Origin of the sequence: Brevundimonas sp. UBA7506 (genome assembly GCF_002479495.1) — a bacterium.
GTDB lineage: Bacteria > Pseudomonadota > Alphaproteobacteria > Caulobacterales > Caulobacteraceae > Brevundimonas.
The window spans coordinates 68,821-81,668 of record NZ_DLNQ01000015.1 but is presented as its reverse complement, the minus strand read 5'-3'; the positions used below and the strand labels follow the sequence as shown (position 1 = coordinate 81,668).

Genomic DNA, 12,848 nt, shown 5'->3' with positions numbered 1-12,848 from the left:
CCGTCGCCCTCCCTCTGGCCGCAAGGCCGCGACATCGACAGACGAACCGCCCTCGACGCCTCTCGCGTCCGAGCGCGTGAGCGAGCACGCCATGACCGACACGCCCGAAAACAACGACCAGGCTCCAGAAGTCATTGAAACTGTTGCGGAACGTCCGCGCAAGACGCTGACCTTGGGCGGCTCGAAACCCGTCGAGCCCGCGCCGGAGCCGGAAATTGAAATCGAAGCCGCTGCTGAAATCGTCAACGACGACACCGGCGTCGACACCACGGCCGACGACGAGGACGAGGACGGCGAGCCGATCGTCCCCAACGGCCGCATCACCCTGCAGGAACTGAACGAGAAGACGCCGGAAGACCTGGTCGCCTTCGCCGAGGGCCTGGACATCGAGAACGCCGGCAACCTGCGCAAGCAGGACCTGTTGTTCGCCATCCTGAAGACCCTGGCCGACGAAGAGGTCGAGATCATCGCCTCGGGCGTGCTGGAGATCCTGCCCGACGGCTTCGGCTTCCTGCGCAGCCCCGACGCCAACTATCTGCCGGGCCCGGACGACGTCTATGTCTCGCCGTCGCAGATCCGCCGCTTCGGTCTGCGCTCGGGCGACACGGTGCACGGCGCCGTGCGCGGCCCGCGCGAGGGCGAGCGCTACTTCGCCCTGCTCAAGGTCGATACGATCAACTTCGAAGATCCGGAGATGGTCAAGACCAAGGTCCTGTTCGACAACCTGACGCCGCTCTATCCCGAAGAGCGCCTGCATATGGAAATCCAGGATCCGACGCTGAAGGATCGTTCGGGCCGGGTCATCGATATCGTCGCCCCGCTCGGCAAGGGCCAGCGCTGCCTGATCGTCGCCCCGCCGCGCGTCGGCAAGACGGTCATGCTGCAGAACATCGCCAAGTCGATCGAGAAGAACCATCCGGAGGTCTTCCTGATCGTTCTGCTGATCGACGAACGCCCCGAAGAAGTCACCGACATGCAGCGCACGGTGAAGGGCGAGGTCGTCGCTTCGACCTTCGACGAGCCCGCCACCCGCCACGTCGCCGTGGCCGAGATGGTCATCGAAAAGGCCAAGCGTCTGGTCGAGCACAAGAAGGATGTCGTCATCCTGCTGGACTCCATCACCCGTCTGGGCCGCGCCTACAACGCCACCGTCCCGTCGTCGGGCAAGGTGCTGACCGGCGGCGTCGACGCCAACGCCCTGCAGCGGCCCAAGCGTTTCTTCGGCGCCGCGCGTAACGTGGAGCAGGGCGGTTCGCTGACCATCATCGCCACCGCCCTGATCGACACCGGCAGCCGCATGGACGAGGTCATTTTCGAAGAGTTCAAGGGCACGGGTAACTCGGAAATCGTTCTGGACCGCAAGGTGGCCGACAAGCGCATCTTCCCGGCCATCGACGTGCTCAAGTCCGGCACCCGCAAGGAAGACCTCATCACGCCGAAGGATCAACTGGCCAAGACCTATGTCCTGCGCCGCATCCTCAACCCGATGGGCCCGCAGGACGCGATCGAGTTCCTGCTCGACAAGCTGCGCCAGTCCAAGAACAACGGCGACTTCTTCCAGTCCATGAATACATAATTCCGGTCCTAGCGCCGCCCGCTCGGCGGGCGGCTGCTTGAGGGCATGTTTCACGTGAAACACGCGAGGGCGTCATGAAGCTGAACATCGAGATCGACTGCACCCCGGCCGAGGCCCGCGCCTTCCTCGGCCTGCCGGATGTGACGCCGCTCAACGGCCATCTGGTCGCCGAGATGCAGAAGCGGATGGACGCCAACATGGCGGCCATGCAGCCCGACGAACTGATGAAGACCTGGACCAGCTTCGGGGTTCAGGCCCAGGACCAGTTCCGTCGTCTGATGGAAGCCGCCGTCACGGGCGCGCCCAAGGGCTGACGACTTGAGTTCCAATACCGACACCATCTTCGCCCTGGCCACCCCGCCGGGGCGGGGCGCCATCGCCATCCTGCGCCTGTCCGGGCCGGGCGTGGACGGGGCCCTGACCGCGCTCGGGGCAGGGGGGCTGACGCCGCGTCTGGCGTCGCTGCGGACGCTTCGCCACGACGGCGAGATGGTGGATCAGGCCCTGGTCCTGCGCTTTCCCGGCCCCAACTCCTATACTGGCGAGGACTCGGCCGAACTGCATCTGCACGGCGGTCGCGCCGTGATCGAGGCCGCCAGTCGCGCCCTGATCGCCCTGGATGTCCGTCCCGCCGAGCCCGGTGAGTTCACCCGTCGCGCCTTCCAGAACGGCCGCATGGACCTGGCCCAGGCCGAGGCCGTGGCCGATCTGATCGACGCGGAGACGACCGCCCAGAAGTCTCAGGCTCTCGGCCAGTTGGACGGCGCCCTCAGCGCCGCCTACGCCGGATTCCGCCGTGACCTGCTGAAGGCCCTGTCCCTGGTCGAGGCCGAGATCGACTTCCCCGACGAGGAAGTCCCCGACAACCTGGCCCGGACCGCCGGGCCGGTTCTGGATCAGTTGGCCGCCGATCTGCGCGCCGCCTTGGCCGATTCCGATCGCGGGCGTCGGGTGCGCGAGGGCTATCGCATCGTCCTGATCGGGGAGACCAATGCGGGCAAGTCGTCGCTGTTCAACGCCCTGACGGCGCGCGAGGCGGCTATCGTCACCCCTATCGCCGGCACCACCCGCGACGTGCTCGACGCCGAGCTGATGATCGGCGGCTACGCCGTCACCCTGTCCGATACCGCCGGTCTGCGCGACAGCGACGACCTGGTCGAGGCCGAGGGCATCCGCCGGGCGCGGCAGCGGGCGCAAGAAGCGGATCTGCGCCTCTGGGTCCGGGCGCCCGGCGTGGGGCAGGGGGAAGACCCTGCATCGGCCTTCGCTCAGGCCGACGACCTGCAGATTCTCAACAAGGCCGACCTCGGCGCCGCCGCGCCCGACGACCGCCTTGAAGCCCTGTCCATCAGCACCACAACTGGGCAGGGGCTGTCCGAACTGCACGACTGGATTGCGGCTCGTCTGGCCCGCGACCTGTCGGGCGCCGACTTCCCGGCGGTGACGCGCGAGCGTCATCGCCGTCGTCTGGTCGAGGCCCTGGCGGCGGTCGAGGCCGGGCGCCGCGCGCTCAACCTGGCCCCTGAAATGGCGGGCGACGACCTGCGCCGCGCGGCGGACGCCCTGGCCCGCGTCACCGGCGCCATCGGGGTCGAGGACATTCTCGGCGAGGTCTTCTCGACCTTCTGCATCGGCAAATAGCCACAGAACTTCGATGTTTCACGTGAAACAACGGCGTCGGGGCTGTGGCGGTGTCGGGCCGGATGGACTATGTCCTCGGCCATGACTTCCTCCCCTTCCAACACCTTCGACGTCATCGTCATCGGCGGCGGTCATGCCGGCTGTGAAGCCGCAGCCGCTTCCGCGCGCGCCGGCGCCCGCACCCTGTTGTTGACCCAGAAGCTGGAGACCATCGGCGAGATGAGCTGCAACCCAGCCATCGGCGGTCTGGGCAAGGGCCATCTGGTGCGCGAGATCGACGCCCTCGACGGCGTCATGGGCCGTCTGGCTGACGTCTCGGGCATCCAGTTCCGCCTGCTGAACCGCTCCAAGGGCGCCGCCGTGCGCGGCCCGCGCAGCCAGATCGACCGTCGTCTGTATCGTGAGGCCATGCAGGCCGAACTGGCCCAGACCCCGAACCTGACCCTGATGGCGGGCACGGCCGAGGCCCTGATCCTGAACGGCGACCGCGTCGTCGGCGTCACGACGGGCGAGGGGATTACCCTGCGCGCCGGGGCCGTGGTCCTGACGACCGGCACCTTCCTCAACGGCGTCATCCATCGTGGCGAGGAACGCATTGCGGCGGGTCGCTTCGGTGAGGCGCCGTCGACGGGTCTGGCCGCCGACCTCTATGGCGCGGGCCTGATGATGGGCCGTTTGAAGACCGGCACGCCCGCGCGTCTGGACGGCCGGACCATCGCCTGGGACCGTCTCGAGATGCAGGCGGCGGACGACGAGCCCGTGCCTTTCAGCTTCCTGACCGACAAGATCGAGGTGCCGCAGATCGCCTGCGGCGTCACCCATACGACCGAAGACACCCACCGCATCATCGCCGAAAATCTGGGCGAAAGCGCCGTCTATGGCGGCAAGCTGTCGGGGCGCGGCCCGCGTTACTGCCCCTCGATCGAGGACAAGGTGGTCCGGTTCGCCGACAAGACCAGCCATCAGGTCTTCTTGGAGCCCGAGGGTCTGGACGATCCGACCGTCTATCCGAACGGCATCTCGACCTCCGTGTCGGACGCCACTCAGATGGCCTTCCTGCGCACCATGCCGGGTCTGGAAAAGGTCGAGGTCTTCCGGTTCGGCTACGCCATCGAATACGACTATGTTGATCCGCGCGAACTGACCCCGGCGCTGGAGGTCAAGAAACGGCCCGGCCTCTATCTCGCCGGTCAGATAAACGGCACGACCGGTTATGAGGAGGCGGGGGCGCAAGGCCTGATCGCGGGCCTCAACGCCGCCCGCGCCGCCGCCGGTTCGGACCCCATCATCCTGGGCCGCGACCAAGCCTATATCGGGGTCATGATCGACGACCTGGTGACCCGCGGGGTCACCGAGCCCTATCGCATGTTCACCAGCCGGGCCGAATACCGCCTGACGCTTCGGGCCGACAACGCTGATCAGCGGCTGACGCCGGTCGGCATTGCGGCCGGGATCGTCGGCGCAGATCGCGCGAAAGTATGGCTGGATAAGGCCGAGCAGTTGGGCCGGGCGAACCGTGTTTCACGTGAAACCCGATTCACGCCCAAGGAGGCGGGCGTCCTGGGCATCACCGTCAACGCCGACGGCCAGCGTCGTTCGATCCGCGACCTGCTGTCCTTCCCCAATGTGACCCTGAATCAGTTCGTCGCCGTCCGGCCCGAGATCGCAGACTGGGCGCCGGCCGTGCGGGAGCAGATCGAGATCGACGCCGTTTACGCCGGTTATCTGGATCGCCAGGTCCAGGACGCCGAGGCTCTGCGCCGGGAGGAGGGGCTGTCGCTTCCTGCTGACCTCGACTATGCCGCCATTGGCGCCCTGTCGAACGAAGTGCGCGAGAAGCTGGCTCTGATCCGGCCCCTGACCCTGGGGCAGGCCGGGCGGATCGAGGGCATGACCCCGGGGGCGCTGACGGCGCTTCTGGCTCATGTGAAAAAGGTCAGGGGCGTGGACGCCGATCTGGCGGCGGTCGTCGCCTGATGTCAGACGCTATTGAGACCTTCCGCGCCCAGACGGGCGCCACCGACGCCAATATCGTCGACTTGCAGACCTTCCTCGGCATGCTGACGGAGGCCAATGAGGTGATGAACCTCGTCGGTCCGGACACCATCCCCGACTTCTGGAACCGCCACGCCTGGGACAGCGCCCAGTTGCTGAGCCTGGCGCCCGAGGCGAAGACCTGGGCCGATCTGGGGGCGGGCGCAGGCTTCCCCGGCGTGGTCCTGGCCATCCTGCTGAAGGGGCGGCCGGGGGCCCATGTCTGGCTGATCGACAGCCTGGGCAAGCGTTGCCGCTTCCTGCAGACTATTGTCGACGCCCTCGACTTGTCGGCGACGGTGATTAACGGCCGGGCCGAGGAGCAGAGGGTCGAGGTCGAGATTGTCACCGCCCGAGCCGTGGCGGCGATGGAGAAATTGCTGGGTTATGCACAACCCTACTTCCAACGCGGTGCACAAGGCCTGTTTCTGAAGGGCGAGAAGGCCGAAGTCGAGTTGAAAGAGGCGGCCAAGCTCTGGCATTTTGAGAGCGACCTTTCCGTCTCGCGCAGCGACCCGCGCGGCCGTATCGTTTCTGTCCGGAGTCTGCGCCGTGCCCGTTGATCACCAGAAACAAACCCGCGTCCTGGCGGTCTCGAACCAGAAGGGCGGGGTGGGCAAGACCACGACCGCCATCAACCTGGGCACCGCCCTGGCCGCCATCGGCGAAAAGGTGCTGATCGTCGACATGGACCCGCAGGGCAATGCCTCGACGGGTCTGGGTGTTCCACGTGAAACACGCCGAGCGACCATCTATGACGTCATCGTCGACGGCCGCCCCATCGACCTGTCGGCGGTGGAGACCTCGGTTCCGGGCCTGTTCATCGTTCCCGCCGACGCCGACATGTCGGGCGTCGAGATCGAACTGAGCCAGGCGGATCGCCGTTCCTATCGCCTGCGCGACGCCTTGGCGGCCCAGGGCGGAAACGGTCATTCCAGGTATGACTATGTCCTGATCGACTGCCCGCCGTCGCTGAATCTGCTGACGCTGAACGCCATGGCCGCCGCCGACGCGGTGCTGGTGCCGCTGCAGTGCGAGTTCTTCGCCCTGGAGGGCCTGACCCAGCTGATGCGGACCATCGACATGGTCAAGCAGAGCCTCAATCCGGCGCTGGAGATCCAGGGCCTGGTCCTGACCATGTACGACCGCCGCAACGCCCTGTCGGGCCAGGTGGCGGCCGATGTGCGCGCCCACTTCGGCGACAAGGTCTATGACAGCGTCATCCCCCGCAATGTGCGGGTGTCCGAGGCGCCGTCCTTCGGCAAGCCGGTGCTGATCTATGATCTGAAATGCACCGGCAGCCAGGCCTATCTGAAGCTGGCGCGGGAACTGGTGGCCCGTGAACGCCAGCGTCGTCAGGCGCTCGCCGCCTGATCGGCGGCTTTATAGATTAAGTAGAACGGAATCAGCATCTTGTCCGAACGTCAACGTGGTCTGGGTCGCGGCCTGTCGGCCCTTCTGGGAGAAAACGTCGCCGAGAGCGCGCCGGTGGACGGCGGCGCTCAGCCGACGGGCGTGCGCGCCGTGCCGATCGAGAGCCTCAAGCCCAATCCCGACCAGCCGCGCAAGCATTTCAGCGCCGAGAACCTGGAGGAACTGACCGCCTCGATCCGCGACAAGGGGGTGCTGCAGCCCATCCTGGTTCGCCCCCAGCCGGGCGAGGACGGCATGTGGCAGATCATCGCCGGCGAACGTCGCTGGCGCGCGGCTCAGGCGGCGCGCCTCAAGGCCGTGCCGATCATCGAGCGGGCCATGGACGACGTGGAGGTGATGGAGGTCGCCATCATCGAGAACGTCCAGCGCGCCGACCTGAACCCGGTCGAAGAGGCCCTGGCCTACGGCTCGCTGATGTCGCGCTTCGGCCGCACCCAGGACGCCCTGGCCGGCGTGGTCGGCAAGAGCCGCAGCCATGTGGCCAATACGATCCGCCTGCTGCAACTGCCCGACAGCGTGCTGGACCATGTCATGGCGAACCGGCTCTCGGCCGGTCATGCCCGCGCCCTGATCACCGCCCCCAACCCCGAGGCCCTGGCCGAACAGGTCCTGTCCAAGGGTCTGAACGTGCGTCAGACCGAGGCCCTGGCCCGCCGCGCCGCCGAAGGCCCCAAGCCGTCCAAGGCCAAGCCCGTCCTGAGCGGGGAGGGCGCCGCCGACGTCGCCGCCCTGGAGCAGGATCTGGCCGACGCCCTGGGCCTTAAGGTTCTGCTGAGCGACAAGGGCGGCAAGGGCGAGATCACCATCAAGTACGGCACGCTCGAACAACTTGACGACCTGTGCCGCCGCCTGATGCGGGGCTGACGGGCCTTTTGGGTCAGGTCGTGCTAGGGTGCGGCCATGACTGAACCGACCGACAAGACCAGCGCCACCGAAGCCCTGAAACGCGCCCTCGCGGCCAAGAAGGCCGGGACCCAGGCGGGACCGGCCGGAACCAAGGGCGGGGCGCGCGGGGCGGAAAAGGTGATGCAGCGTCAGGCTGCGGCGGCCAACAAGCCCGCCTTCCGCAAGGCGTCGAAGCGGGGCTGATTTAGAAGGCCTAGCCTGGTGACGGCTCCCTTCCTCCCTTGGGGGAGAGGAAAACAGGCGTTTGATTAAAGCCCGATGCGCCTGGCGCGGGCGGCGATTTCCAGCAGCAGGCGCTCTGCGATCAGGGCCTCGGGCAGGCCCGTGGTCTTGGTGGCGACGTCGGCCGTGTTGACGCTGTCCTGCACTTCGTCGAGCAATTCCAGCCGCCAGGCGCGGACCTGACGCAGGATCTCGGCCTCCTGTTTCCAGAAGACGCCGGCGGCCTTGGCCGCCTCCTTGGGACCGGCGCCGGAGGCCAGAAGCACATTGATCCGGCGCAGCTTGCCCAGGTGGATGGCGGCCATGCGCACGGCCATGACGGCGCTTTCGCCCTCGGCCAGGGCGCGGCGCAGACCCGACTGGGCCGGGGCGGGGCGTCCGCCGAAGGCCTGAAGCGCGGCGTCGGACAGGGAGGCGTCGGGCTCGACGCCCAGATGCTCCTCCAGCTCGGGCGTGTCGATGGTGCGGCCCGATCCGGGGCCGATATAGAGCACCAGACGCTCGATCTCCTGACGCATCAGGCCGCGCTCGCGGGGCAGGCGGCCGACGAAACGCTCCAGGGCGTCGGCGGTCAGGCCCACCTTGTCGGCGCTGAGTGCCTCTCGCGTCATGCGGGCGACGTCGCCGACCTCGTCCTCGTAGCAGGCGATGCCGACGGCGGCGGACGACTTTTCGGCGGCCTTGCGCAGGGCGGATTCACGGCCGAGCGCCCCGGCCTCGACGACCAGCATGGCCTCGGGGTTGTAGCCGCCTTCGGCGTGGACCGTCAGGGCGGCGGCGATGGCCTTGTCCACGCTGGCCTTGCCGTCCGACAGGCGGATGCGCACCAGGCGGCGCCCGCCGATCATGGACAGCGCCGTCAGGGCCTCCTCCAGCTTGACCGCATCGCCGTCGATGTCGGCCTCGGTCAGGAAGGTGACGTTGAACGGGTCGTTCAGGTCGGGCGTGATGGCCTTGCACAGGGTCAGGGCGCGCTCGGATACGCCCGAGCGGTCCTTGCCGTGGATGACGGCGGCGCGGATGCCGGCGTCCGGCGACCTCAGGAAGCGGTCGACCTCGGGCCGCTTGGCCAGGATCACGCGGCCACTCCCGCGGCTAGGCCCTTCAGAACAGGCCTCACTGGCCCGCCAGGGCGCGCATCATGTCCAGCCGGATCAGGCGCGCCAGATCGGCGGCGGCCCGGTCCTCGCCGTCCTGCTGGGCGGCGATGGCGGCATAGGGCTGATCGGCGGCCGCGTAGGTGGTGGTGGTGGTCTGAGATCCCTTGACCGGGGCGCCCCCGCTGACGGGGGTCAGGGTCCAGTCGGCCTTGACCGTCAGCTCATAGCGGCTGGCCGTGTCGTCGATGCGCCGGCCCAGGGGCCGACGTTCCTGCTGGACCTCGGTCGTCAGACGATAGAGGGGCGGGGCCGAGCCGTCGCGGCCGAAGGCGTCCTCCAACTGTTCGCGCAGTCGGTATCCCAGGCGGTTGTCGGGCGTGGTCACGGCGATGCGCGAGAGCCCTGCGCCCACGCCCATTTCGCCATACATGGGCGTGAAGCCGCAGCCCGAAAGCAGGGTTGCGCCCGCGACGGCGATCAGGGCGAGGGCGCGACGCATCAGCCGGCCACCAGATTGACGATACGGTCGGGCACCACGATCACCTTGCGGACGCTGAGGTTGTTGGCGGCAAGGTAGGCCTGAACCGTCGGATTGGCGAGAGCGGCGGCTTCAACCGTCGCATTGTCCGAGCCGCGCGGCAGGATGACCTCGCCGCGACGCTTGCCGCCGATCTGGACGGGCAGGGTCACTTCGTCGTCGGCGGCCAGGGCCGCGTCAAACACAGGCCAGGGGGCGTCCAGAACCATGCCCTCTTCACCCAGGCGCGCCCAGGCTTCTTCGGCCAGGTGAGGCGTGAACGGCGCGATCAGACGGGCAAGCGTGCTGAGCGCGGTCTTCTTCGCCTCGGCCCCAGCCTTGTCGTGTTGGCGAACGGTCGCCAGGAAGGCGTAGAGCTTGGCGATGGCCGAGTTGAAGCGGAAGCCTTCAACGCCCTCGCTGACGGCCTTGATGGTCTTGTGCGTCTCGCGGATCAGGCTGGCGTCCACGTCGGGATTGGCGGGGGACGCTGGGTCGAAGCCGTCGAACTCGGTCCAGACGCGCTGGACGAAGCGGCTCGCGCCCTCGACGCCGCCGGCCGACCATTGCACGTCGCGCTCGGGCGGGCTGTCGGACAGGACGAACAGGCGGCCAGCGTCGACGCCATAGGCCTCGATGATGTCCTGGGGCGCGACCACGTTCTTCTTGGACTTGGACATCTTCTCGATGTCGCCGATGGTCAGGGCGGCGCCGTTGGACAGGCGGGTGGCGACGCGCTGGCCGTCCACCGTCTCGATGCGCACGTCCGAGGGCTCGACCCAGCGCGGCTTGCCGCTGGCCTCATGGCCCTCGAAATAGGTCTCGTGGACCACCATGCCCTGCGTGAACAGACCGGCGAACGGCTCCTTCACGTCCATCAGGCCCGCATCCGACAGGGCGCGGGTGATGAAGCGGGCGTAGAGCAGGTGCAGGACCGCGTGCTCGATGCCGCCGATATACTGATCGACCGGTAGCCATTTCGAGGCGGCGGCCTTGTTGATCGGGGCCTCGGCCTTGGGATCGGCGAAGCGGGCGAAGTACCAGCTGGAATCGACGAAGGTGTCGAGCGTGTCGGTCTCGCGACGGGCTTCGCCGCCGCAGGTCGGGCAGGCGACGTGTTTCCAGGTCGGGTGGCGGTCCAGCGGATTGCCGGGCACGTCGAAGGTCACGTCCTTGGGCAGCTCGACCGGCAGCTGGTCGGCGGGAACCGCCACCGGACCGCAGGTCTCGCAGTGGATGATGGGGATGGGGCAACCCCAGTAGCGCTGGCGGCTGACGCCCCAGTCGCGCAGGCGGTAGATGGTCTTGGCCTCCCCCTGACCCGCGGCCTCGATGCGGGCGATGGCCTCGGCCTTGGCGGCCTCGATATCCAGGCCGTTCAGGAAGTCCGAATGGAAGATCGAACCGGGGCCGGTATAGGCCTCATTGGCCACGGCGAAGTCGTCGCCGGCGCCTTCGGGACGAACGACCGGAATCACCGGCAGGTCGTACTTGCGGGCGAAGTCCAGGTCGCGCTGGTCGTGGGCCGGGCAGGCGAAGACGGCGCCCGTGCCGTACTCCGACAGGATGAAGTTGGCGATCCAGACCGGAACCTCGGCTCCGGTGAAGGGATGGACGACCTTCAGGCCGGTGTCCCAGCCGATCTTCTCGGCCTGTTCGATCTCGGCCTGCGAAGCCCCGCCCTTGCGGCATTCGGCGACGAAGGCGGCGACCTCTGCGCTGGCCTCGGCCAGTTGCTTGGAGATCGGATGGTCGGGGGCCAGACCGACGAAACTGGCGCCGAACAGGGTGTCGGGGCGGGTGGTGTAGACCTCGACGGCGTCGTGACCGGCCGGGGCCGCGTCGGGCGCGAAGGCCCACTTCATCTGCAGACCCCTGGATCGGCCGATCCAGTTTTCCTGCATCAGACGGACCTTGTCGGGCCAGCGGCCTTCCAGCTCGGACAGGCCGTCGATCAGATCATCCGCGTACTGAGTAATGCGCAGGAACCACTGGTTCAGCTTGCGCTTCTCGACCAGGGCGCCCGAGCGCCAGCCGCGCCCGTCGATGACCTGTTCATTGGCCAGGACCGTGTTGTCGACCGGATCCCAGTTGACCACGCCATCCTTGCGATAGACCAGGCCGCGCTTGTACAGTTCCAGGAACCAGGCCTGCTGCTTGCCGTAATAGGCCGGGTCGCAGGTGGCGAACTCGCGGCTCCAGTCCAGCGACAGGCCCAGCAGTTTCAGCTGGTCGCGCATGGCGGCGATGTTGGACCAGGTCCAGTCGCCGGGGTGGACGCCGCGCTCCATGGCCGCATTCTCGGCCGGCATCCCGAAGGCGTCCCAGCCCATCGGATGCAGGACGTCGAAGCCCTGCGCCCGCTTGTGACGCGCCACCACGTCGCCCATCACATAGTTGCGGGCGTGGCCCATGTGGATGTTGCCCGAGGGGTAGGGGAACATCTCAAGCACGTAGTACTTCGGACGGCCGGTGTCGTCGTTGGACACGGAGAAGGCGTCAGCGGCCGCCCAGCGGGCCTGCTGGCGGGGTTCGGCGGTCTTGGGCTCGTAACGAGTGGCCACGGCGTATCCTGAGGTATCGCCTCAGGCGCGAAGCTTGAGGCGGCCCTGAGGTCTGCGTTGGGGAGCGAAAGCGGAGAGGCGGCTCTTAGCGAGCCGCGTTGGCGAGATTAAGTTGGCGCGCCTTGGTCAGGATGGCGTTTTCCAGATCGGTTTCCGTCTGGGCCGCGACCGGGGCGGCGGTCCAGGCGCCGGCGGCGTCCTTGACTTCCTTGGTCACCGAGACGTTCAGGGCGTCGGCGCGCAGGCGACGATCCAGGATGAAGACGGTGGCCTTGAAGCGCTCGTTCGGCGCCTGGGGATTGACGTACCAGTCGTAATTCACCACGCCGCCCCACGGGTCGGCGTTGGTCAGGGGCATGAAGGACAGGGTGTCCAGGGTGGCGCGCCACAGGTAGGCGTTCACGCCGATGCCGAGCTGGGCGTCGGCCTTGGGGGCCTTATCCTTGCCGCCGACGAAAGGCAGGCTGGAGCAGCCGCCCAGCAGCAGTCCCGACGCGATCAGGGCGACCGCAGCGCCGCGAACAAATGCCATTCCGAGGTCTCCGTAAAGGTTCGTGGCCAAGCGTGGTGCGAACCCCGGGCGCGCGCCCGTAAAATCCGCGCACGTCTGCGCCGCAGCTACGCTCTATAACACGGGCGAAAGGGGCGATGACAAGGCGAACCCGTGTTCAAGGGGCGCTAAGTCGACTTATTGGCGTGGTGTCAGCGCCACAGGACTCGCAAGAGTCGTGCGGAACGACCTGTGGATGACTACGTTTCGTTGACCGGGTGGACCGGCGGTGTCTAATCGCTGTGGTCTCGAGCTTCGGCTCGGGTTCAGGAAACAAGGATCGGCGTTCAAGCCGGTCTCAAGG

12 protein-coding genes are annotated in these 12,848 nt (G+C 67.6%); 8 read left to right on the top strand and 4 right to left on the bottom strand.

The window, feature by feature from the left end; genetic code table 11:
* The first annotated feature begins 91 nt into the window (after nucleotides 1–91).
* From rho to B3K53_RS12945, 8 genes are all read left to right on the top strand, one after another.
* A complete protein-coding gene (rho, locus tag B3K53_RS12980; protein WP_292084844.1) occupies nucleotides 92–1,576 on the top strand; it encodes a transcription termination factor Rho in 1,485 nt (494 codons plus the stop codon).
* A 74-nt stretch (nucleotides 1,577–1,650) separates the two neighbouring features.
* On the top strand, nucleotides 1,651–1,890 hold the full coding sequence (locus tag B3K53_RS12975) for a DUF6489 family protein (protein WP_292084843.1): 240 nt from the start codon (nucleotides 1,651–1,653) through the stop codon (nucleotides 1,888–1,890).
* 4 nt (nucleotides 1,891–1,894) lie between these two features.
* Nucleotides 1,895–3,217, top strand: a complete 1,323-nt coding sequence (gene mnmE, locus B3K53_RS12970) for a tRNA uridine-5-carboxymethylaminomethyl(34) synthesis GTPase MnmE (protein ID WP_292084842.1) — start codon at nucleotides 1,895–1,897, stop codon at nucleotides 3,215–3,217.
* Nucleotides 3,218–3,298: 81 nt separating this feature from the next.
* Entirely contained in the window at nucleotides 3,299–5,194 is a 1,896-nt protein-coding gene (mnmG, locus tag B3K53_RS12965; RefSeq protein ID WP_292084840.1) for a tRNA uridine-5-carboxymethylaminomethyl(34) synthesis enzyme MnmG, read from the top strand.
* On the top strand, nucleotides 5,194–5,814 hold the full coding sequence (gene rsmG / locus B3K53_RS12960) for a 16S rRNA (guanine(527)-N(7))-methyltransferase RsmG (RefSeq protein ID WP_292084839.1): 621 nt from the start codon (nucleotides 5,194–5,196) through the stop codon (nucleotides 5,812–5,814). Before mnmG ends, rsmG begins: the two co-directional genes overlap by 1 nt.
* Nucleotides 5,804–6,625 carry a ParA family protein gene (locus tag B3K53_RS12955; RefSeq protein WP_292084837.1) on the top strand — a complete coding sequence of 274 codons (822 nt, stop codon included), beginning with the start codon at nucleotides 5,804–5,806 and terminating at the stop codon, nucleotides 6,623–6,625. The genes rsmG and B3K53_RS12955 overlap by 11 nt, the downstream gene beginning before the upstream one ends.
* Before the next feature lie 39 nt (nucleotides 6,626–6,664).
* Entirely contained in the window at nucleotides 6,665–7,549 is an 885-nt protein-coding gene (locus tag B3K53_RS12950; RefSeq protein WP_292084836.1) for a ParB/RepB/Spo0J family partition protein, read from the top strand.
* Between the two features lie 36 nt (nucleotides 7,550–7,585).
* Nucleotides 7,586–7,774 (top strand): hypothetical protein, encoded by a 189-nt coding sequence (locus B3K53_RS12945; protein ID WP_292084835.1) that lies wholly within the window; start codon nucleotides 7,586–7,588, stop codon nucleotides 7,772–7,774.
* Nucleotides 7,775–7,839: 65 nt separating this feature from the next.
* On the opposite strand, the gene holA is transcribed toward B3K53_RS12945, so the two are convergent.
* The 4 genes from holA to B3K53_RS12925 form a co-directional block, all read right to left on the bottom strand.
* A complete protein-coding gene (gene holA, locus B3K53_RS12940; RefSeq protein WP_292084834.1) occupies nucleotides 7,840–8,892 on the bottom strand; it encodes a DNA polymerase III subunit delta in 1,053 nt (350 codons plus the stop codon).
* A gap of 37 nt (nucleotides 8,893–8,929) precedes the next feature.
* Nucleotides 8,930–9,412, bottom strand: a complete 483-nt coding sequence (gene lptE / locus B3K53_RS12935; protein ID WP_292084831.1) for an LPS assembly lipoprotein LptE — start codon at nucleotides 9,410–9,412, stop codon at nucleotides 8,930–8,932.
* Entirely contained in the window at nucleotides 9,412–11,994 is a 2,583-nt protein-coding gene (gene leuS / locus B3K53_RS12930) for a leucine--tRNA ligase (protein ID WP_292084830.1), read from the bottom strand. Before leuS ends, lptE begins: the two co-directional genes overlap by 1 nt.
* An 85-nt stretch (nucleotides 11,995–12,079) precedes the next feature.
* Entirely contained in the window at nucleotides 12,080–12,526 is a 447-nt protein-coding gene (locus B3K53_RS12925) for a DUF3576 domain-containing protein (RefSeq protein WP_292084829.1), read from the bottom strand.
* Nucleotides 12,527–12,848 lie beyond the last annotated feature (322 nt).

Excerpts from the sequence above, each read along its gene's own strand:
- lptE (WP_292084831.1), bottom strand. The coding sequence starts at position 9,412 with ATGCGTCGCGCCCTCGCCCTGATCGCCGTCGCGGGCGCAACCCTGCTT.
- rsmG (WP_292084839.1), top strand. The coding sequence starts at position 5,194 with ATGTCAGACGCTATTGAGACCTTCCGCGCCCAGACGGGCGCCACCGAC.
- B3K53_RS12975 (WP_292084843.1), top strand. The coding sequence starts at position 1,651 with ATGAAGCTGAACATCGAGATCGACTGCACCCCGGCCGAGGCCCGCGCC.
- mnmG (WP_292084840.1), top strand. The coding sequence starts at position 3,299 with ATGACTTCCTCCCCTTCCAACACCTTCGACGTCATCGTCATCGGCGGC.
- B3K53_RS12945 (WP_292084835.1), top strand. The coding sequence starts at position 7,586 with ATGACTGAACCGACCGACAAGACCAGCGCCACCGAAGCCCTGAAACGC.
- B3K53_RS12925 (WP_292084829.1), bottom strand. The coding sequence starts at position 12,526 with ATGGCATTTGTTCGCGGCGCTGCGGTCGCCCTGATCGCGTCGGGACTG.
- rho (WP_292084844.1), top strand. The coding sequence starts at position 92 with ATGACCGACACGCCCGAAAACAACGACCAGGCTCCAGAAGTCATTGAA.